The sequence below is a fragment of the Subtercola lobariae genome, from assembly GCF_014640255.1.
GTDB lineage: Bacteria > Actinomycetota > Actinomycetes > Actinomycetales > Microbacteriaceae > Subtercola > Subtercola lobariae.
Genome location: NZ_BMGP01000001.1, coordinates 774,242 through 794,212, shown reverse-complemented (window position 1 = coordinate 794,212; position 19,971 = coordinate 774,242). Strand labels below are relative to the sequence as shown.

At 64.4% G+C, this 19,971-nt stretch carries 22 protein-coding genes; 13 read left to right on the top strand and 9 right to left on the bottom strand.

Going from position 1 to position 19,971, the window contains the following annotated elements; all coding sequences use genetic code 11:
- Positions 1 to 46: 46 nt before the first annotated feature.
- From IEX24_RS03730 to hisD, 4 genes are all read right to left on the bottom strand, one after another.
- The gene (locus IEX24_RS03730) at positions 47 to 1,702 is read right to left on the bottom strand and encodes an MDR family MFS transporter (protein WP_188673823.1); all 1,656 of its coding nucleotides are present in this window, start codon (positions 1,700 to 1,702) and stop codon (positions 47 to 49) included.
- 136 nt (positions 1,703 to 1,838) lie between these two features.
- Positions 1,839 to 2,813 carry an alpha/beta hydrolase gene (locus tag IEX24_RS03725; protein WP_188673821.1) on the bottom strand — a complete coding sequence of 325 codons (975 nt, stop codon included), beginning with the start codon at positions 2,811 to 2,813 and terminating at the stop codon, positions 1,839 to 1,841.
- 50 nt (positions 2,814 to 2,863) lie between these two features.
- On the bottom strand, positions 2,864 to 3,625 hold the full coding sequence (locus IEX24_RS03720) for an SDR family NAD(P)-dependent oxidoreductase (protein ID WP_188673817.1): 762 nt from the start codon (positions 3,623 to 3,625) through the stop codon (positions 2,864 to 2,866).
- Positions 3,625 to 4,938: a histidinol dehydrogenase gene (gene hisD / locus IEX24_RS03715; RefSeq protein WP_188673815.1), complete on the bottom strand. Its 1,314-nt coding sequence runs from the start codon at positions 4,936 to 4,938 to the stop codon at positions 3,625 to 3,627. The genes IEX24_RS03720 and hisD overlap by 1 nt, the downstream gene beginning before the upstream one ends.
- A gap of 113 nt (positions 4,939 to 5,051) precedes the next feature.
- On the opposite strand from hisD, the gene IEX24_RS03710 reads away from it, so the two are divergent.
- The 4 genes from IEX24_RS03710 (at position 5,052) to IEX24_RS03700 (ending at position 7,239) form a co-directional block, all read left to right on the top strand.
- Positions 5,052 to 5,423 (top strand): diacylglycerol/lipid kinase family protein, encoded by a 372-nt coding sequence (locus IEX24_RS03710; RefSeq protein WP_188673813.1) that lies wholly within the window; start codon positions 5,052 to 5,054, stop codon positions 5,421 to 5,423.
- 37 nt (positions 5,424 to 5,460) lie between these two features.
- The gene (locus tag IEX24_RS19815; RefSeq protein ID WP_268236221.1) at positions 5,461 to 5,592 is read left to right on the top strand and encodes a hypothetical protein; all 132 of its coding nucleotides are present in this window, start codon (positions 5,461 to 5,463) and stop codon (positions 5,590 to 5,592) included.
- Positions 5,593 to 5,709: 117 nt separating this feature from the next.
- Complete coding sequence (locus IEX24_RS03705) at positions 5,710 to 6,630, top strand: helix-turn-helix domain-containing protein (RefSeq protein ID WP_188673811.1); 921 nt, start codon at positions 5,710 to 5,712, stop codon at positions 6,628 to 6,630.
- Between the two features lie 9 nt (positions 6,631 to 6,639).
- Positions 6,640 to 7,239, top strand: coding sequence for a TetR/AcrR family transcriptional regulator (locus IEX24_RS03700; protein ID WP_188673809.1), 600 nt, complete (start codon positions 6,640 to 6,642; stop codon positions 7,237 to 7,239).
- A 34-nt stretch (positions 7,240 to 7,273) separates the two neighbouring features.
- On the opposite strand, the gene IEX24_RS03695 is transcribed toward IEX24_RS03700, so the two are convergent.
- The gene (locus IEX24_RS03695) at positions 7,274 to 8,272 is read right to left on the bottom strand and encodes a GlxA family transcriptional regulator (protein ID WP_229715064.1); all 999 of its coding nucleotides are present in this window, start codon (positions 8,270 to 8,272) and stop codon (positions 7,274 to 7,276) included.
- A 458-nt stretch (positions 8,273 to 8,730) separates the two neighbouring features.
- On the opposite strand from IEX24_RS03695, the gene IEX24_RS03690 reads away from it, so the two are divergent.
- Positions 8,731 to 8,880: a cupin domain-containing protein gene (locus tag IEX24_RS03690; RefSeq protein ID WP_188673795.1), complete on the top strand. Its 150-nt coding sequence runs from the start codon at positions 8,731 to 8,733 to the stop codon at positions 8,878 to 8,880.
- A gap of 66 nt (positions 8,881 to 8,946) precedes the next feature.
- On the top strand, positions 8,947 to 9,768 hold the full coding sequence (locus IEX24_RS03685) for an alpha/beta fold hydrolase (RefSeq protein WP_188673792.1): 822 nt from the start codon (positions 8,947 to 8,949) through the stop codon (positions 9,766 to 9,768).
- On the opposite strand, the gene IEX24_RS03680 is transcribed toward IEX24_RS03685, so the two are convergent.
- Both IEX24_RS03680 and IEX24_RS03675 read right to left on the bottom strand, forming a co-directional pair.
- Positions 9,765 to 10,163, bottom strand: coding sequence for a hypothetical protein (locus tag IEX24_RS03680; protein WP_188673789.1), 399 nt, complete (start codon positions 10,161 to 10,163; stop codon positions 9,765 to 9,767). The genes IEX24_RS03685 and IEX24_RS03680 overlap by 4 nt on opposite strands.
- Before the next feature lie 40 nt (positions 10,164 to 10,203).
- Positions 10,204 to 10,512 (bottom strand): DUF7882 family protein, encoded by a 309-nt coding sequence (locus IEX24_RS03675; protein ID WP_188673786.1) that lies wholly within the window; start codon positions 10,510 to 10,512, stop codon positions 10,204 to 10,206.
- Between the two features lie 83 nt (positions 10,513 to 10,595).
- On the opposite strand from IEX24_RS03675, the gene IEX24_RS03670 reads away from it, so the two are divergent.
- Entirely contained in the window at positions 10,596 to 10,958 is a 363-nt protein-coding gene (locus tag IEX24_RS03670; RefSeq protein WP_188673783.1) for a hypothetical protein, read from the top strand.
- 10 nt (positions 10,959 to 10,968) lie between these two features.
- Positions 10,969 to 12,156, top strand: a complete 1,188-nt coding sequence (locus tag IEX24_RS03665) for an acyl-CoA dehydrogenase family protein (RefSeq protein ID WP_188673781.1) — start codon at positions 10,969 to 10,971, stop codon at positions 12,154 to 12,156.
- Between the two features lie 171 nt (positions 12,157 to 12,327).
- On the opposite strand, the gene IEX24_RS03660 is transcribed toward IEX24_RS03665, so the two are convergent.
- Together IEX24_RS03660 and IEX24_RS03655 are read right to left on the bottom strand one after the other, a co-directional pair.
- Positions 12,328 to 13,629: a glycosyltransferase family 4 protein gene (locus IEX24_RS03660; protein ID WP_188673779.1), complete on the bottom strand. Its 1,302-nt coding sequence runs from the start codon at positions 13,627 to 13,629 to the stop codon at positions 12,328 to 12,330.
- Positions 13,626 to 15,920: a glycoside hydrolase domain-containing protein gene (locus IEX24_RS03655; protein ID WP_229715063.1), complete on the bottom strand. Its 2,295-nt coding sequence runs from the start codon at positions 15,918 to 15,920 to the stop codon at positions 13,626 to 13,628. Before IEX24_RS03655 ends, IEX24_RS03660 begins: the two co-directional genes overlap by 4 nt.
- A gap of 272 nt (positions 15,921 to 16,192) precedes the next feature.
- On the opposite strand from IEX24_RS03655, the gene IEX24_RS03650 reads away from it, so the two are divergent.
- From IEX24_RS03650 to ppk2, 5 genes are all read left to right on the top strand, one after another.
- Positions 16,193 to 16,717 (top strand): hypothetical protein, encoded by a 525-nt coding sequence (locus tag IEX24_RS03650; RefSeq protein ID WP_188673775.1) that lies wholly within the window; start codon positions 16,193 to 16,195, stop codon positions 16,715 to 16,717.
- A gap of 221 nt (positions 16,718 to 16,938) precedes the next feature.
- Positions 16,939 to 17,196 (top strand): hypothetical protein, encoded by a 258-nt coding sequence (locus IEX24_RS03645; RefSeq protein ID WP_188673772.1) that lies wholly within the window; start codon positions 16,939 to 16,941, stop codon positions 17,194 to 17,196.
- 133 nt (positions 17,197 to 17,329) lie between these two features.
- Complete coding sequence (locus IEX24_RS03640; RefSeq protein WP_188674316.1) at positions 17,330 to 18,499, top strand: inorganic phosphate transporter; 1,170 nt, start codon at positions 17,330 to 17,332, stop codon at positions 18,497 to 18,499.
- Positions 18,500 to 18,502: 3 nt separating this feature from the next.
- Positions 18,503 to 18,907 carry a hypothetical protein gene (locus IEX24_RS03635; RefSeq protein WP_229715062.1) on the top strand — a complete coding sequence of 135 codons (405 nt, stop codon included), beginning with the start codon at positions 18,503 to 18,505 and terminating at the stop codon, positions 18,905 to 18,907.
- Between the two features lie 141 nt (positions 18,908 to 19,048).
- Positions 19,049 to 19,966 (top strand): polyphosphate kinase 2, encoded by a 918-nt coding sequence (gene ppk2 / locus IEX24_RS03630; protein WP_229715061.1) that lies wholly within the window; start codon positions 19,049 to 19,051, stop codon positions 19,964 to 19,966.
- Positions 19,967 to 19,971: the final 5 nt, after the last annotated feature.

The window sequence follows — 19,971 nt, the reverse complement described above, 5'->3', positions numbered from 1 at the left end:
ATACGTAAAATGACGCGCAGTTACCGCGGCACGAACATCCGCCGGCTCAGTTCACGCCGCCTGAACTCGCCTTGCCTTCTTTACGCGCCTTCGTCTCGGCGAGCCGAGCTGCCTCGAGCACGTCGGCCTCTTCACCCGTAACGGCCTCACCGCGCGCCACCATTCCGGCCACGTCTGACAGCGGAATCGGCTTCAAGAACAGAGACAATACGAACGCCGCCGCGATGAACGGAATCAGGTACCAGAACACCGGCGCCAGCGAGTCGGCGTAGGCGTTCACCACCAGGTCGTGAATCGCCTGCGGCAGCTTATTGAGCGCAGCCGGGTCGAGGTTGGCCGTCGAAGTGGCTGCCTGATCGGGCGATGCCCCCGATGCGCTGAAGATGTCGAACAGCGAACTCGATAGCCGGCTCGTGAACAGCGCCCCGAACACCGCGACACCGAGCGCCGACCCCACCTCTCTGAAGTAGTTGTTCGTGCTCGTCGCCGTACCGACCTCGCTCGCCGGCACGGCATTCTGCACCACCAGCACGATGACTTGCATGATGAGCCCGAGCCCGGTGCCGAACAAGAACAGATATACGCAGATCAGCCAGATGGGGGTGGATGCACCCAGCGTCGTCATCGCGAGCACCCCCGCCCCCGTCACCAACGTGCCCGCAATGGGGAAAGCCTTGTATTTACCCGTGCGCGAGATAGCGATACCCGAGATGATCGAGGCGCCGATGAGCCCCACCATCATGGGCAGCAGCAGCAACCCCGAAGCGGCGGCCGAGGCACCTGACGCCATCTGCAAGAAGGTCGGAATGAACGCCAGCGCCGCGAACATCACAATGCCGAGCACGAACCCGATGGCCGTCGCAATGACGAACACACTGTTCGTGAAGAACGAGAGCGGGATGATCGGGTCTTCGGCCCTCGACTCCACGAACACGAAGAGGCAGGCCGCAATCAGCAACCCCGCGCCCCACATCAGCGTCTCGGGGGCACCCCAGCCGTGCTTGTCATTGCCGCCGAACTCGGTGAAGAAGATGAGGCAGGCCGTGGCAGCCGAGAGAAACACCACGCCGAGAATGTCGATGCGATGCGTCGGTCTCTTGTTCGGCAGCGTCAGAGCGAACCAGGTGATGACAAACGCGATCACGCCCACCGGAATGTTGATGTAGAACGCCCACTGCCAGGTGAGGTGGTCGACGAAGAACCCGCCGAGCAGCGGCCCGGCAACGGCCGCGAGACCGAAAATACCGCCGAGCGGGCCGAGGTAACGGCCACGTTCTGATGCGGGCACGATGTCGGCGATGATCGCCTGCGACAAGATGATCAAACCGCCACCACCGAGGCCTTGGATGGCACGGAAGACCACGAAGACCCAGAAGTCGCTCGAGAACGCGCATCCCATCGACGCCAGCGTGAACAGCGCTATGGCGATGAGAAAGAGGCCACGGCGGCCGAACACGTCGCCGAATTTGCCGTAGATGGGCATCACGAGGGTGGTGGCGAGCAGGTACGCGGTGGTGATCCAGGCCTGGTTCTCGACCCCGCCGAGCTGACCCACGATGGTGGGCATGGCGGTGGAGACGATGGTCTGGTCGAGGCTCGAGAGCAGCATGCCTGCGATCAGCGCGCCGAAGATGATCCAGATTCGTCGTCTCGTGAGCAGCAGGGGCTCGCTCGCTGTTTTCAGCGCGTCGGGAATGCTCATGTGATCGATACCAACTCTGATGGTGGGCCAGCGAGGAGAATCAACACGCCTCACGAACGATGATATCGAGGCAGCGACGCCCACATCCTTCGTGCGAGGGCCGAGCCTCTCTGAGGTCGCTATTCGGCGAGAGTCGTTATTCGGCGCCCAGCCCGTCGACGAACGTCACCACCGTGTCGGCGTAGAGCTTCGGGTCGACCCGGTGCATCGCGTGCCCCATCTCGGGAAACGACAAGAAAGTGACCGGCTGGCCCGTTTCGCGGGCGAGCTCGGTGACCCGCTGAGCCTGCAGGTCGCTCATGGCGCCGGTGAGCTGACCGGTCTGTTCGTCGACGAAATGAAAGTGGTGCGTGATCAATACCGGCACCTTGTTGTTCAGAATCATGTTCTGGTGATCGCACGAGGCAGTCGCAACGCCGGAGACGAACGCCTTACCCCACTCGGGGTCATACTCCTTGAGGTTCTGCGGAACTCCGGGCGGCAGCTCGTGACCCTCGGGCCGCGGAAACATTCGGCCGAGCGCCTTCAAGGTCGACAGCGGTACGGCTTTCGGCATGGCGCGCTGCATGCCCTCGAAGTCACCGATCGACCACTGGTCGCCGAGGTACTTGTTCCACATGGTGAAGGTCACGCCGATGCCCTGGCGAATGCCCTGCCCGATGGCGGGAGTGACCTCAGACGAGAAGAACGGCGCGTCTTCCCACACGGCGGCGATGATCTGGCCCGGCTTGGCGAAGGCCGAGAGCCACGCGGCGATCGTTCCGCCTGACGAGAGACCGCTGATGTAGGTGGGCCGACCGATCACCTCGTCGATGAAGTGCACCAGGTCGCTGCCGAAGATGTCGAGCGTGTAGCGCCCGGGCGTCCAGGTCGAACGGCCCTGCCCGCGCAGGTCGACGGCGAACACCTGAAAGCGCTCGGCGAGCAGCGCCATGGCACCCTCATACCCCCACCACGACTCGCTCTGCGACGGAATCAGCAGAAGCGGCGGCAGCGACGGGTCGCCTGCCACGGCGTAGTTCATGCGAATCTCGCCGAGGTCGACGATGTGCTCTTCGTAGCCGTGGTCGATGAAGATCTCGGGGTGGGCGTCTGCTTCGATGTAGCTCATTGTGCTTCCTGTCTCTGTTCTGAATTGATTCTGTTCACTGCGCTGTCCAGTCACTGCGCTGTCCAGCCCGCGTCGAGCAGCAGCGACGAACCGGTCACGAGCGATGAGGCGTCGCTCGCCAAGAACACGACCGCACCCATCACCTCTTCGACGGTTCCGACCCGCCCGAGGGCATTGCGGCTGTTCACCCAGTCACGAAACCCGGGCTGATCGAGCATCGGCTTCGTCAAATCGGTCTCGATGAAGGTCGGGCACACGGTATTCACCCGGATGCCCGCCGAACCCACCTCCCAGGCCAACGACTTCGTCAAACCCTCGAGCGCGTGTTTCGTGGCCGAGTAGACCGTGCGGCGCGGGCTGCCCACATGACCCATCTGCGACGAGATGGTGATGATCGAGCCACCGGCGCCGGCAGCGATCATCGACCTGGCCGCTGCCCGTGCCAGATAGAACGCGGCCGTCACGTTGAGGTTCAGCATGTCGTGCAGATCGGCGTCGGCCAGATCGACGAGCTCCACCGGCCGATTGATGCCCACGCTGTTCACCACCACGTCGAACGGCCCGTATTCGTCGAAGACTCGATCGACCGCCGCAGAATCGCTGACATCGAGCACAGCCCACCGAGCTGCACGCCCGGCCGCGGTCAGTTCGGCGCAGAGCTCTTCTAGCTCGGATTCAGAGCGCGCGCTCACCACGACCTCCGCGCCGGCTTCAGCGAGAGCGACGGCCGCGGCGCGCCCGATGCCTCGACTCGCGCCGGCGATGAAGGCTCGCCGAGCATCCAGTCGAAAAGAGGGTGTGACGGGCAGCATCAGGCCCCTGCCGCGACGGGCTCGTACCAGGGCAGGTCGGGCTGGCTGCCATAACGCCGCACACGGATGTTCGCCTGTTCGCCGTGACCCACGAAGTGCTCGAGGTGGGCCAGCCTTGACCCGTAGGCGCCGATCTCAGCGCTGGCTTCGTCGGTGAGAATGCGTTGGAAGGTGCAGGTCTTCAAGAATTTTCCGACCCAGAGGCCGCCGGTGTAGCGGGCCGCTTTGTTCGTGGGCAGCGTGTGGTTCGTTCCGATGACCTTATCTCCGAAGGCCACATTGGTGCGCGGGCCGAGAAACATCGCACCGAAGTTCGTCAGCCGCGCCAAGAACAGCTCGGGGTCTTGCGTCATCACCTGAACGTGCTCGAAGGCGAGCTCGTTCGCGGTCTGAATCATCTCGTCGATGGTGTCGCACAGAATAACCTGGCCGTAGTCGGCCCAGCTCACCGAGGCGACAGGGCCAGTCGGCAGAATCGCGAGCTGCCGTTCGACCTCGAGAATGGTGGCCTCGGCCAGTTCGCGACTGTTCGTCAGCAGAATCGAAGGGCTGGTGGGGCCGTGCTCGGCTTGGCCGAGCAGGTCGACCGCGCAGAGCTCTGCGTCGACCGAGTCGTCGGCGATCACCAAGGTCTCGGTAGGGCCTGCGAACAGGTCGATTCCGACGCGGCCGAAGAGCTGGCGCTTGGCTTCGGCTACGTAAGCATTTCCAGGTCCGACGAGCATGTCGACGGGCGCGATGCTCTCGGTGCCGATGGCCATGGCTGCGACGGCCTGAGTGCCGCCCAGAACGAGAATCTCGTCGGCGCCGGCGAAGTGCATGGCCGCGACAATGGCCGGATGCGGCGCACCCTCGTACGGCGGCGCGGTCGCCACGACACGGCGAACCCCGGCCACCTTGGCCGTGATGACACTCATGTGCGCCGACGCTAAGAGCGGGTACTTGCCGCCAGGTACGTAGCACCCCACCGCGTCGATGGGAATGTGTTTGTGGCCCAGAATCACGCCAGGATACGTCTCGACTTCGACGTCGAGCATCGAATCGCGCTGAATCTGGGCGAAGTTGCGCACCTGCTTCTGGGCGAACCGAATGTCGTCGATCTGCCCGTGCGAGAGCTCGCCGACGGCTTTCGCGATGGCGTCATCGCTCAGACGCCACTCGTTGGGCGACCAGCCGTCGAACTTCTCGCTGTAGTCACGCACCGCCGCATCACCCCGCCGCTCGACCTCGCCGAGAATGCCCTCAACGGTTGCTCGAACCTGAGAATCAGTTTCGCTGTGCGAACGTTTCGGCGATTTGATGTGAGCGATCATGGGCTGAATTCTCCTTTGAATACGAATGCAAAACTTACTATACAACACCGCTTGGAGCGCGCAAAGAGAGAAAGCTCGGGCCTGGGTCTCGCGCTCGCCCATAGGATGGGCGCATGCCAGCCACCCCGCCGAAAGTCGCCGCTGTCGTCTACAACCCCATCAAGGTGAACATCGAGGTGCTGCGCGCCCACGTCGAGGCCGAGGCGACGAGCGCCGGCTGGGGCGAGACGGTGTGGCTCGAGACCACCGTCGAAGACGGCGGTCAGGGCATGACCACAAAGGCGCTCGAGCAGAACGTCGACATGGTGTTTGCCGCCGGTGGCGACGGCACGATCCGGGCAGTGGCCGAGGGGCTGCAGGGCTCGAGCACACCGATGGCGCTACTGCCCTCCGGCACGGGCAACCTGCTCGCCGTCATCAACCGCGGTCGCGCCGCTCGCAACAACGTAACGGGGCAGCGACCTGCCTGCGCACAATCGAAATGACCCCGAACTGCGCTACCGCACCGGCAAACGCCTGATCGTGCGCCTCTCCCGGCCCGAAGCGCTAGAGATCGACGGCGACACCTTCGGCGAGGCGACGGCGTTCAATGCGTGGGTCGTGCCCGGTGGGCTGACGGTTCGGGTGCCGGCCGAGCATCCTCTCGCCGCCTGATCGTGTCTCGAAACAGCGCACACACGGCCACAATCACTCTCGCCTGACTACCTCGGCTGAGTCATCATGGAGCAGGCGCTCCAGCACCGTGGGGCGATTCGACAGTGGAGACGACCGATGACCCGCAGACCATCAGAACTCACGCCAACGAAGGCCGAGCCAGCATTCCAACGACCCTCAGAGTCAGAGCTGGGAGACTACCTTCGTGCCCGCCGCGCGCTCGTTCAGCCCGAAGCTGTAGGCCTGCCCAGAGAGTCCAACCGTCGCGTGAAAGGACTCCGGCGCGACGAGGTCGCCGCCATCGCGGCCATCAGCTGCGACTATTACCTTCGTCTGGAACAGGGCCGCGATCGCCAGCCGTCAGATCAGGTTCTGCGGGGCATAGGGCGCGCACTTCTGCTCGATGAGCACGCTCTGACGTATGCGGCGAGGCTCGCGCATCCGGATGCCCGTGTCAGCGTCACGACCGCCGTTCACTCGGTCGGCACCGACCCGACGCACGACGCTCAACTGCTGGGCCTGCTCGACCTGCTCGACCAGTGGGCGGCGACGCCAGCGTACATCACCGACCGTAACCAAGATATCGTGATGGCCAACGAGGTCGCTGGCGCCTTGAGCGGCGGCACTCTTAAAGCCGGAGCTAATTGTGTGTTGACCGTGTTCTCGCCGGGCGTTCGTCAAACGGCTCTCGACTGGCCTAGCCTGGCCCTGAGCGCGGTGGCCGCACTGCGCTATCACGGGCGATCGAGAGACCTACGGTTTGCTGAGGTGGTGGCAACGCTGTGGGCGGCAGAGCCAGAGTTTCGGCACCTCTGGGCGCGTCACGACGCCTACCCGCTCACGTTCGGCCCGACAGTGCATCACATCGATGGGGCCGGCCTTGTCTCGCTGCGATACCAGAGCTTCGCCGTGCCGAGCACAGACCATACGCTCACGATCATCTTCGGCGAACCCGGCACCGAGGGCAGTTTTGCACTCGCGCAGCTGGCCGCGCGAGTGACCAGCGCACAATTCAGCATGCCGGCGCATTACCTGTAGCGTTGAGTTATGGCTGGCACACGGCGCTTCGATGAGCACACCCTGCTCGACTGCGCCCAAGAGACGTTCTGGGTGAACGGATACGACCAGACCTCTATCGAAGACATCTCGCTACTCTCCGGAGTCGGGAACGGCAGCATCTATGCCGCGTACGGGAGCAAGCTCGGCCTTTTTCTCGCTGTGTTCAGTCGCTACTGCGAGGGCAGGGTGACGTTCGTCGACGGTATAGTCACTGCGCATCATGGCGATTTCGAGTCAGCCGTTGCCAACTACCTCGACAAGGTGGTTGCCGATTGCACGTCATTCGAAGACCGACGTGGCTGTCTCATGTTGAACTCCGTGGCCGAACTCGGTACCCGATTTCCTGAGGTACTGGCCATCAGTTCACGCGCAGTGTCACGAATGGAAGACGTGGTGACCGTTCGCGTGGCGCAGGGTATCGAAGACGGCGAGCTAAGCATCAGCAGCGCGGAGATCGAGCCACTCGGCGCGCACATCGTTCTGGTTTCGCAGGGGCTCATCAATCTGAGCCGAATCGGCACGCCTGTCGAGCGGCTGCGCGGCATCGCTACCCTCTCGGGCCGGCTCTCGGCGCTTCAAGCCGCCTGATCCTCGACCGCTTGCGACCCGGCCATCCGAGACTTCACACCGCTTGAGACTCTTCGCGCCTGGTGGTTTGAAAGCGCCGCTGATAGTCGATGGGCGTGACGCCCAGACGTGCGACGAAGGCGCGTCGAAATGCCACCGGCGAGCTGTAGCCCGCATCTGCGGCGGCCTGAGCGACAGAGCGGCCTGACTCCAGGTACCCGGTTGCAAGGTCGAGTCGCATCGAAGTCACGTATTCGAGTGGCGACATGCCGAGTTCGGCCTGCATCACCCGGGTGAGATGCCTCGTACTCACGTTCGCGTACGCAGCGAGATCGGCGAGCGAGCACGGGCGGCTCGGGTCAGCGTTCACATAGCTTGCAACCGCGCGAGCCACCGGGGTGCGCGGCGGCGTGGCCCGAAGCGAGGCCGAGAATTGCGATTGCCCACCCGAGCGCTGCATGTAGACGAGAAGCAGCTGCGAAACGGCGCGAGCTACGTCGGCACCGTGGTCTTCTTCGACCAAAGCGAGCGCCAGATCGATGCCGGCGGCCACGCCGGCGGAGGTGTACGTGCATCCGTCGCGCACGAAAATGGAGTCAGGCTGTACGGTGATCTGCTCGAAATGGCTGGCAAGGTAGTCTGCAAATTTCCAGTGCGTGGTGGCCGATTTACCGTCGAGCAGGCCAGTTGCGGCGAGCGCCAGAGCACCGCTGCAGATCGACGCCATGCGCCGCGTTCTCGTTGAGAGCGACAACACGGCACCAAGTATGGCAGGGTCATCGAAAACGCCCGGCACGAATTCGCTGCCCGGCACGATGACCGTGTCGAATTCGCCTGCGTCTGCCGCAGCGGCGTGTACCCCGATGCGCACACCCATCGACGTCGTCACATCGGCGCCATCGGCCGAGAGCAGCACGAGTTCGTACCCGTCGACACGTTGGTTCGCTTCGACGAACACTTCGGCCGGCCCCACGAAATCGAGCGTCTTCACGCGGTCGAAGAGCAGAATGCCGATGCGCCGCCGGCCGACAGGGTTGCCGTTGGAAGTCGTCACCGGGCGCTCCTCGATCATTCTTGAATGGTCGCTCCAGTATGGCAGGTCGATACCGCCGAACGAAACACGTCGCCGGGTCTGAGTAGCCGTGTGAGGGCCACGCGTGTCGCGTATTGGCGGGCCTAGAGTGAGCGTCATGAGCACTTCACGTCATGTGCGCTCGCTCACCGCAGCGCCGGCGCAACACCAGCGCGACCTCGGCAGCATCGCTCGATTCACGGCCACGAGCGAGAACGCACTGCCGTCAGCCAGATGTTCTCCGTCACCTCGGGCTCGCTGCATCACATCGAGAACATCGGTAAAGAGACGGCGCCGTTCGAGCATCCGTTCGCTCACGTGAAGCTGGCGATCCCGACGGCACGGTCGACACCCACCTGCTCGGGCCGAGCGACTGCTATTTCATTCCGCGGGCGTATCCACACCAGATCGAGGTCACGTCGTCTCACGACCTTCACTTCTTGATCGTCTTCGACCACCCCACGCCCGGCGACATCGGCTACCGCGCCTCGGCCTCGGCGTATTCACGCGTGGTTCTGGCGGCGACGTTCGGCGGTGTGGATGCTCTGCCGACCTTTCCCTTCAGCCCCGCCGACCCCACGAACTCGTAACACGTCACCCAGTCACACGCTCCACACCGTCCACACCGTTCACCGCATCACAAAAGGAGAAATACCATGCCCTACGTCACCACCGCCGATGGAACCCAGATTCACTACACCGATTGGGGAACCGGCCAGCCGGTCATCCTGAGTCACGGCTGGCCGCTCAGTTCAGACGCCTGGGCCGTGGAGCTCAAGCTGCTCGCCGACAACGGCTACCGGGCCATTGCACACGACCGTCGCGGCCACGGCAAGTCGTCGGGCCCCTGGGAGGGCAACGATATGGACACCTACGCCGCCGACCTGAACGCGCTCGTCGAGCACCTCGATCTGCACGACATCGTTCTGGTGGGGCACTCCACCGGTGGCGGCGAGGTTGTTCGTTATGCAGCGCAGTACGGCGCGGGGCGCGTGGCGAAGGTCTTCACGGCCGGCGCTGTTCCGCCCATCATGGTGAAGTCAGAGAGCAATCCCGACGGAACACCCATCGAGGCGTTCGACGGCCTCCGTGCCAGCGTGCTCGCCGACCGTTCGCAGTTCTACGAAGAGCTCGCCACGCCGTTCTACGGCGCGAACCGCGATGGTGCGACGGTGTCGCAGGGACTGATCGACGACTTCTGGCGCCAAGGCATGAACGTGAACATCAAGGCCGCCTACGACTGCATCAAGGCGTTCAGCGAGAGCGACTTCACCGAAGACCTCAAGGCGCTCGATGTGCCTATCTTCATTGCGCAAGGCGACGACGACCAGATCGTTCCGGTGGCTGATGCGGCTGAGAAGAGTATCAAGCTCGTGAAGAACGGAACGCTGAAGCTCTACAAGGGCGCCCCGCACGGCATAGCCGGTGCGTACCAGCAAGAGCTCGACCAAGACATCTTGGCGTTCATCAAGAGCTAGTGATCGAAGTGCTCGTCGCCCAGTTCGGATTCGTCGACACTGCCGTTGAGGCTGCCACTTGAGGCGCTCAACGATGTCGAGTTGCTGAGCTGGGCGGTCTTGCGTTTGAGGGTCTCGATCAGTTCGGCGTCGTCAAGATCGACGCCGGGGGTGGAGGTACCGGCGCCGGCGGTCGTTTCGCCGGTGCCGGCCTCGTCGCCCGACGCGGTGCAGTACAGCTGCGTCTGAGGCCCGAGCAGCAGGTTCGAGAACCCCCGTTCGCCGCCGTTCAGCACCGGAATCGTGATGCGATCTGTTCGGCCCGCATTGGCCAGAGCAACCGTGTAGTCGAACACGGCAGAACACACATCGAAACTGACGGTGATCACGCCTGACCCGTAATGCAGCTCTCTCATACTGCAAGTGAAGCAGACAGGGTGCGATTCCCCTACTCGATCAGCTCGCCGGAGCTTCTTCGGGAATCAGCTCGAGGCCGCTGCCGCTGTTGGCCCGCGTCATGAGGCGATCGATCCAGGCACGGTTCAGCGTGAGCCCCTTCGCCCCCGAGTAGCTGAACTCGAGGTACATCTGGGGGTGCATCCAGAGCGTGGTGTGACCGCTGACCACGTCACCCGGCCGTTCCCAGCTGAAGGCGAAGCTTTCGCTGCGGCGCAGTTTCGCCAGTATGACGGTTTGCAGGTGGGCCAGATCGCGGTCGTCGATGGCGATCGACGTTGCTGCCGGACCGTAGATGAGTGTGCCCATGATGTTCGAGGCTACCAGCGACGCGCACTGCCTGCGGTCGGCACGCACCCGCTTGATGTGGGTCTGGCTTTAGACTCGGGCACATGGCGATGCAGACCGCGGTGCCGAATCGGCGAGGCGACGACGGCAGCCGTGGCCGCTCGACCATTCGCGTTGTCGTGGCCGTCGCCCTGCTGTTCGTTCTTACTCATGCCGCGCTGGTCTCGGCGTCTGGCGTCGCCCTCACCGCCGCCACCACGTGGGCGCACGGCACCACGGCGGGCTGGGCGCTGCTCAATTCGCGCGGCGCCGACGTGTTCGCCGTCGACGTTCAGCGCGTGCTCTTCACCATCGCCGGGGCGCTACTGACTGCGGTTCTGGTGACCGTTCTCGACCTCGTGTTCAATCGTCATCAGCGAAACACGGCAGAACCCGAATCCCGCATCGCGGTGCGAAAGACCCCTTGAAAGGCGCACTATGACGAACGAGACCGCACTCAGTGTCGACGAGGTGTTCGACGTCGATGCGTTGCTGAGCGCAGACGAACTGGAGTGGAAGCGCAAGGCGAGAGCGTTCGCCGACGAACGCATTCTGCCCACGATCGAGAGCGACTTCGAGAACAAGCACTTTCGGCGCGAGCTGGTCGCCGAGCTCGGTGCGGCCGGGTTTCTGGGCATGCATCTCACGGGGTACGGCTGCGCGGGTGCCGGAGCGGTAGCCTACGGCGCGGTCTGCCTCGAGCTCGAGGCCGCCGACAGCGGCTGGCGCACGTTCGTGTCGGTGCAGGGGTCACTGGCCATGTCGGCGATCTACAAGCACGGCTCTGAAGAACAGAAGACGACGTGGCTGCCGCGAATGGCCAGGGGCGAGGCCATCGGATGCTTCGGGCTCACCGAGCCCGAAGGGGGCAGCGATCCCGCGGCGATGACGACCACCGCGCGGCGCGACGACGTGGGCGGTGGCGAGGGCTGGGTGCTCAATGGCACGAAACGCTGGATCGGGCTGGCGAGCATCGCCGACGTGGCCGTGATCTGGGCGAAAGACCCTGAGGGCGTGGTGCGCGGGTTCGTCGTTCCGACCGAGACCGAAGGGTTTCGGTCTACGCCGATTGCGGGAAAGCTGTCGATGCGGGCATCCATTCAGTGCGATGTGACGCTCGAGGATGTTCGAGTGCCCGCGTCGGCGATGCTGCCGAACGCACGCGGGCTTTCGGGGCCGTTCTCGTGCCTGAATGAGGCGCGCTTCGGCATCGTATGGGGCGCGATGGGCGCCGCCCGCAGCTGCCTCGAGGCTGCGGTGCAACGCTCACGAACGCGTGAGGTGTTCGGCGCGCCGATCGGCAGTCGCCAGCTCACCCAGGCGAAACTCGCCGACATGTTCGTCGAATACGAGAAGGGCGTGCTGCTGGCGCTGCACCTCGGGCGGCTCAAAGAACGCGGTGCGCTGACTCCGGCGCAGATCAGCGTGGGCAAGCTGAACAACGTGCGCGAGGCGCTCGCCATCGCGCAGAACGCGCGCTCGATTCTCGGCGGCGACGGCATCACCGACGAATTCCCGGTGATGCGCCACCTGGCGAACCTGGAGTCGGTGCGCACCTACGAGGGCACCGACGAGATTCACCAGCTCGTGCTGGGCCGCGAGCTGACGGGCATCTCGGCCTTCTGACGAGGTAGCCGCGCGGCCCGAGTATCGTGCAGGGGCGACTGGCCCGCCATCGGTGGCCGCGCTGGCGACACACTCAAACTCGCGGCGACGACGGATGCTCGTGAGCACGATTCCCGCGGCAAAGAGTAGCACCGGGGGCACCTCTGGGCGGCACGTCGAGCGCTACCGTTTTCAGGGTGTGTTGGGCTCGAACAGCATCGGTGCCGAGCGCGGCACATCGACGAACATCCGGTCGAAGACGCTTCGACGATCGAACTGCAACGCGTATTCGCGAGCCCGCTCGGCCCATTCGGCGCGTTCGGCGGGGCTGGTTTCGACGAGCGCGTGCACGAGCGCGGCCGCAATGGCCTGCGGGTCTTCGACCGGAACCACGAGCGCGTGCTCACCGGTGGCCTCGCCGATTCCGCCCGTGACCGTGGTGATGACCGGGCCGCCGCCGGCGAGCATCTTCTCGGCGAGCGCAATGCCGAAAGTCTCCACGAATTCGGGGCGGGGCTTGCTCGGTAAGACGAAAGCCGCACATCCGGCCATCAGGTACGGCTTTTCGGCGTCGCCGACGTCATCGAGAAAGCGGATGCGATGGGCCACGCCAGACTCGGCCGCCACGGCCTGCAGAGCCTCGGCCTGGGGCCCGCGACCGGCGATGATCAGCTCTTTGTTCTGGTAGCAGCCGCTGAGCTCGAACCCGGCGATGAGATCTTCGACACCCTTCGCCTCGGTCAGCCGGGAGAGAAACAGCACGTACCCGTCACGCTCGAGGCCGCGCGCGGCCAGCACCTCGCCGAGCACCTCGTCGCTCAAGTCGAGGTAGGCATCGGCGTCGATGGCCGGGTACGAGACGCGAATGCGGTCGCGGCACTGCGGCGCGAACCGGGTGCCGTGCTGCTCGTCGACGCGCTCGGCCTCGGTGATGATGAGCTGGCGAGTGTACTCCGACACGGCCACGCAGTGGTCTTGGCTGAGGTAGCTCGACAGAATGTGCGCGGCGGCACCGAGCCTGCCCTCTTCGACGGCGGTGCGAACCACGTTCGTGACGTCAGAACCCACGGCCTCGGCGATGGTCGTCACGTTGACAGGCAGTCCGGTGCTCCAGGCGGCTCGCAGAGCATCCGCTACGGCAATGGTGTGCGGGCTGAGGTAGAGCGACAGGCAGACCGTGGGTACGCCGTCGGTGAAGAGTTCGATCAGGCGCCCCGTGATACCGGCGAGATACCGGCCGTCGGGCACCTTGTAGTCGCCCACCGGCGCCGGGCGTTCGACGATGATGCCCGGGCTGTACGGCAGCACCGAATCGAGTGGTTTCAGCGGCAGCCCGGCCTGCTCGAGCTTCTCGATGGGCCAGGTGACGATGCGCACCTCATCGAACCCGCGCTCGAGCGCAGTCTCGGCGAGGTTTCGTGCTTCAACGGAATGCCCGCAGATCACCGGATCGGCGCGCACAACGATCACGAGACGGTTTTCGGTGCGTGTCATGGCTTTTCTCCTCGCATGATGCGCTCGGGCACGGCGCTCGTGGGGGTGGGCCACGAGGGTGGAACGTTTTCGGTCGCCCATTCGCTCGGCGATTCGCCGAGCGTGATGAGCAGATCGCCGCCGCGATGCAACTCGGTCGCGGTGATGAAGCTGCGCTCGAGCGGTTCGCCGTTGAAGGTGACCGACTGCACGTACTGCACAGGACCCCCGTGGGTAGGTTCGATGAAGCCCTCGGTTCGAACCGCGAACGTCTCGTCACCGATGGCGAACGAGCTCTCGGCGAACGACGGCGCGTTCACCAGAAAGAGGTTCTGCCCTGCCACCGGAAAGAGTCCGAGCGACGCCCAGACGTACCACGAGCTGAGCCCGCCCGAGTCGTCGTTACCCGGCAGGCCGCCGCGCCCGGTGCCGAACTGCTGCAGCAGAACGTTGTGCACGATCTCGGCGGTTCGGTCGGGTCGGCCGGCGTAGTGGTAAGCCCACGGGGCATCCATATCGGGCTCATTGTTCAAACCTTCGAATCGGCCCAGCCGGTAACCGGCCTGCATGTCGGCGACGGCTGGCTTCAGGCCGGGCTGGATGACCGGGTCGGCCCCATACCCGAAGAACTCGTCGAGCTGGCGAACGAACGCCTCGCGGCCGCCGCTCACCTCGATGCGCGACGCCATGTCGTGCAGCAACCGAAACGAGTAGTTGTAGCGGCTGCCCTCGTAGTAGGTCGAGTCTTTGAGCAATCCGGTCGAGGGATCGAAGGCGTTCGCCCACTGCGCCGCCATCGGGGTGAACTGGTCGACGAGAGTCTTGTCGCCTACGCGCTGGGCGACCTTGGCCGTGCACCAATAGCCGAAAGCGAGGTCGAGGGTGTGGCTGATGGGGTGGGCTTCGCCGTTCAGGAGAAACTCTTCGCCGTAGGTGCGCCGCAGATCATCCGACATGTGCACCAGCGCGCCCTCCCAATCGATGCCGGGCAGCCCGAGCTGACAGAGATCGGCGAGAAAGGTGTGGGCAAGCGCGCTGCCTTGGCGGGAGAAGCGGTCGCTGCCCTTGGCCATGCGGTAGCCGATAGGAAAGTTGCCCTCTTCTTCGCAGATGGTCAGCAGCGCATTGGCCAGTTCGACGGCCCGCTCGGGCATCAGGGCGGTGAGCAGCGGCAGCTGGGTTCGATAGATGTCCCACATGGTGCTGAAGTCGAACGCGAACGGCCCGTCTGACGGCCAGAACGGGCTCTCAGAGGGCGCAAGGCAGGGCTTGATGAGCGAGTGATAAAGGGCCGTCGCGAATACCGTACGGCGCTCGATCGAGGGCGAGTCAACCGTGATCGACTTCAGTCGTTTACGCCACGCCTTGGCGGTCTTCTCACGGCGCGCGGTGAACCTCGACTCGCCGGTTCCGCAATCTTTCTCGAGGTTCGCTTTGGCCTGCTCGACACCGCGCAGCGAAAACCCGATGCGCACCTCGATGGTCTGACCCGGTTCGCTGGGACCCGCCCACATCATGCCGAACGGCCGCAGGGTGGTGGGCCTGATGTGGTCGAAGTCGAGCCGCTTGCCACCCGGCATCAGCCGGCGGTCGTACCAGAGCATCTGCCGCCACTGCGGGGTGTCGCACTCGATGTACACCGCGATCGGGGTGCCCTCCACCACGATCTCACCCTGGGCCGTGCCCGGGCCGAGCGACTCGAGGTGAGCTCGCAGCGGAATGGTCACGCCGTACGGAATCGACAGCCCGCCGAGCGAGAAGTCGATCACCAGCCGCGAACTCGCGTGGCGCGGAAAGGTGTACCGGTGCACGGCGCTTTTGGGCCCCACGGTCACTTCTGCAGTGACGCCCGTGTCGAGAGTCGCCGAATACCAGCCGGGTTCGGCGTGCTCGTCGGTGATCTCATAGAGGCGACCCAGATCATCCAGCGACGACGTCATCGGGGTCACCCGAAAGTAGTTGTAATACTTGCGAATAGCGCCGGTGCCCGATTGCTGAAAGTGCGTGAACCCTGACACGAGCTGGCGGTCGTGGATGGTCGGCGGCACCCCCTCGAGCGCCAAGTCATACCGCCCGTACCCCGTCGGGTACGCCCCCGAGTATCCACAGGCCGACACCATGCCGAGCGGGTACGTCGCGCCCGGGTGCGTGTTGCCGATCTGCGGTTTGGGCCACCACCAGGTTGCCGCGAGGCCGGTGGGTTGCGGGAGGCTCGTGGCCTCAGATCCGATGAACGGATCGACCCGCTCGATCATCGAGCCCTGTTCGGTGTTCTGCAGCCCAGCTTCATGCTGTGAAGCTAGACCCGCCATTTGTCGACGGTGTGAACCCCCGGTAACAATCATGTGAACGCTGCCTCGATTGAGTTTGCGCACGCAAGACGCCGCCAGCTCACCCTCGCGAATGAGTCCGATCTCCCACCCGTGTTATTCTGAGTTTTCATCGTTTTGGCATCGGTGGGGTCATCTGGTTTGCCGCCAATGCGGCGCGTACGCACCGATTTGGTCGACTGCTCGCGTTCCAGAAGATAACGCGGCCGCACTCCAGCGCTTCTGCCAGAGACACGACAAAGAAGGCGGCTCAATTGCCTAGTTATGAGTTCACCGCGGTTCTCGATCGTGCGCCCACCGACGCGGAGTTCGACCGATTGTTCGAAGCCGGGCTCGATGACGCGTTGCCCGTCGTCGAAGCCGGAAACGGGTATCTGTACGCAACCCGCAACGCTCCGACCCTGATCGAAGCGATTTTCAGCGTCGCTCACGATGCTGCGGAAGCTGGTTTTTCTGTTGTGCGTCTTGAAGATCATGATCTTGTCTCGCTCAAGACCGTCGCGCGGCGGGCCGGGCGCAGCTACGAAAGCGTACGATTGCTCGCCCAAGGCAAACGCGGGCCTGGTGGATTCCCAGCGCCGCTTTCAGACGACTCGTGGGCGCTCTACTCATGGACGAAAGTCGCCGAATGGTTTCGCGCCTCCCTTGCTGTCGACATGACCTCGACCGAAGATGAACGTGTCATTGCGGCAGCCTCGCTTGTGTTGAGAGCGCGATCACTAGTGGGAGGCAGGGGTTTGGCCGACATGTCTACTTTGGCGCAGAAGATTTCGGCCTGAGGTAATTCTCGATCCGGCTCGAAGGGGCTCCCCGGTTACCTGCAGCAACACGACAATCTGTCAGATGAACGCTAGATGAACAGCGCGAAGACAGGTGAGTGGGGGGCGGGCCGTCGCGCGGCGAGGGGAGTACGTGTTGAGGAGCTGCTTGGCAAGGGCTGCCGGGGATGCGTGAGGGGTGGTGCACTGGAAGCATGGAAACGGCGGCGGAGTGTTGGCGCGTGGAGCTTCGGCCGCGCACGCCAGTGGCGTGGAAGCGCAGCATTCTGAACCCCGCCGGCGTGGTGTTCGAATTCTGCCGCCACTCCCCCGATATGTCTGACCTCATCGTGATTTCGCTCGACGATCTGCGGGTGGCGCACCTCATTGCTGCGGGCGACGACGACGAGTCCGAGCGGATGCTCGCCTCGGCCCGACGCGCCCTGCTGACCAGCTCGCCCGAAGACTTCGCGCGCGAGTGGCGCATTCCCCTTTCGTAGCGTCTCTCTAAGGTCGACGGCTCGGGTTGTCAAGTCCCTGGCCCGGTTCACCCTCTGTTCACATCGCGGTTTTAGCGTCGCGGGTGAAACGCCCATACGCCGCCGCATGACTTCAGCAGAGGGAGTGAACCAGATGGATGTCATCATCACCGTCACGCTCGTGATCGCCATTGCCCTGATCTTCGACTTCACCAACGGATTTCACGACACCGCCAACGCCATGGCCACCTCGGTAGCCACCGGAGCACTCAAACCCCGGGTCGCCGTGCTCATTTCGGCCGTGCTGAACCTGGCCGGCGCCTTCATCTCGACCCAGGTCGCTCAGACCATCTCGCAGGGGCTCATCAAAGAGGGCCCGGGAGGGGTGCTGATCACGCCGACGATGATCTTCGCCGGGCTCGTGGGCGCGGTGCTCTGGAACGTGGGCACCTGGTACCTCGGCCTGCCCTCGAGTTCGACACACGCGTTGTTCGGCGGACTGATCGGCGCCGCCATCATCGGCGCGGGCTTCAACTCGGTCGACTACGGGGTGCTGCTGTCGAAGGTGGTGCTGCCGGCTCTGTTCTCGCCGCTCGTCGCCGGCGCGGTTGCACTCGTCGCAACCTATGCGGCGTACCGAATAACGAAGCAGGCGAAGGCTCGCGGCTCTGACCGCGGGTTCAGGCACGGCCAAACGGTCTCGGCCTCGTTCGTCTCGCTCGCGCACGGCACCAACGACGCACAGAAGACGATGGGTGTCATCACCCTGACCCTGATCGCCGCCGGCTACCAGCAGGCGAACACGGGGCCGCAGATCTGGGTGATCGCGGGCTGTGGTCTCGCCATCGGGCTCGGCACTTATATCGGTGGCTGGCGCATCATGCGAACGGTGGGAAAGCAGATCACCGACGTGCACCCGGCGCAGGGGTTCGCGGCAGAGAGCAGTTCGGCAGCGACCATCCTCATCTCGTCGCATCTCGGCTTCGCGCTCTCGACCACGCAGGTCACCTCGGGCGCGGTGGTCGGGTCGGGGCTCGGCAAGAAGCTCGCGCTAGTGCACTGGGGCGTGGTGGGCAAGATCGCCATCGGCTGGGTGCTGACGCTGCCTGCCGCCGCGCTCGTGGGCGGGCTCGCGGCGTGGGCCGCTTCGTCGAGCACGCCGGGCCTCATCATCGTGGCGGTGCTGGCGCTCGCGGCTGGGGCCGTGTTCTTCTTTCTCGCCAGGCGGCACCCGATCAACCAGCACAACGTCAACGAGGTCGACGACCAGACTGAGATCGCCAGCGACGAACAAGAACCCGTTGCCGCGGGCAGAAAGGCATAGGTCATGGCCGTCTCACTCAGCATTCTGAACGCGCACATCGCTTCAACCGCGCACGCTCAGGTCGCGCCCCTCGTTCGTACCGCAGCCACCGGCCAGTTTCTGGGCGTCGACTGGGGCGCCTTCGCTCTGGTCGCTGTGGTGTCGTTCATCGCCGCGGTGGTCATCGTCGTGTTCTATTCGCTCGCGCTTCGACTGTTCGCGGTCGGCTCGGCCGATGACACCGATGCACCCGCAAGCGCTGGCGGGGCAGCAACCGCTAACGCAGACGGCGCGGGAGCAACCGGCATGGTCAGCAGCGAACGCGGCCACCGCCCGTTCGCTGCTACAGCGGGCGCCTACGTCTGCCTCGCCATCGGCATCGCCGCGGTGCTCTACAGCGTCTACCTCATCGTGCCCCAGTTTCACTGACGGGCGTCGCCTCGCCGCCATGCGCTCACCGGGCCAAGCGCCGCCGACACCAGTCGGCCGAATCGCCGCGCCCTCGCGCACGCCCCTCACGTCGACCGGCGTTCACCACCCCGTTACGCCCGCACCCTAAGATGCCCAATCGTGACGAACAACCAGACGCCTCACCTGCCGCCCCCAGACCTCAGCAACGTGCTCGGTTACACCGTGCTCGACACCGATGACGACGACCCCGTACTGGTCGATCGTGAGGGCCGACCCATCGACACCTGGCGCGAGGGCTACCCCTACGACCACCGTCTCGACCGCGACGAGTACGAGTTCGACAAACGTCTGCTGCAGATCGAGTTGCTGAAGCTGCAGAACTGGATCAAGGCCGAAGGACGCCGTCTCGTCATCGTGTTCCAGGGCCGCGACGCCGCAGGCAAAGGCGGCACCATCAAGCGCTTCACCGAACACCTGAACCCGCGCGGCGCCCGCACCGTGGCACTCGAAAAGCCGAGCGAACGCGAGCAGACCGAGTGGTACTTTCAGCGCTACGTGCAGCACCTGCCCGCGGCCGGCGAGATCGTTTTGTTCGACCGATCGTGGTACAACCGTGCAGGCGTCGAACGGGTCATGGGGTTCTGCACCGATGCGCAGTACGACGAGTTCATGCGCCAGACTCCGGCATTCGAACGGATGCTCGTGGGCGACGGCATCGACCTCATCAAGTTCTGGTTCTCGGTGTCAGCCGACGAGCAACGCACTCGTTTCGCCATTCGGCAGGTCGACCCTGTGCGGCAGTGGAAGCTCTCACCCATGGACATCGCCTCCCTCGACAAATGGGGCACCTACACCGTGGCGAAGGAGGCGATGTTCCGCGTGACCGACACTGAAGACGCGCCATGGACGGTGGTGAAGAGCAACGACAAGAAGCGCGCCCGCCTCGAAGCCATGCGGCACGTTCTTTCACTGTTCGATTACGACAATAAAGACACCGCGGTCGTTGGCTCTCCCGACCCGAAGATCATCGGCTCGGCAGCTGAGGTTTACGAGCGCGGCGAAAACACCTCGAACTAGCCTCG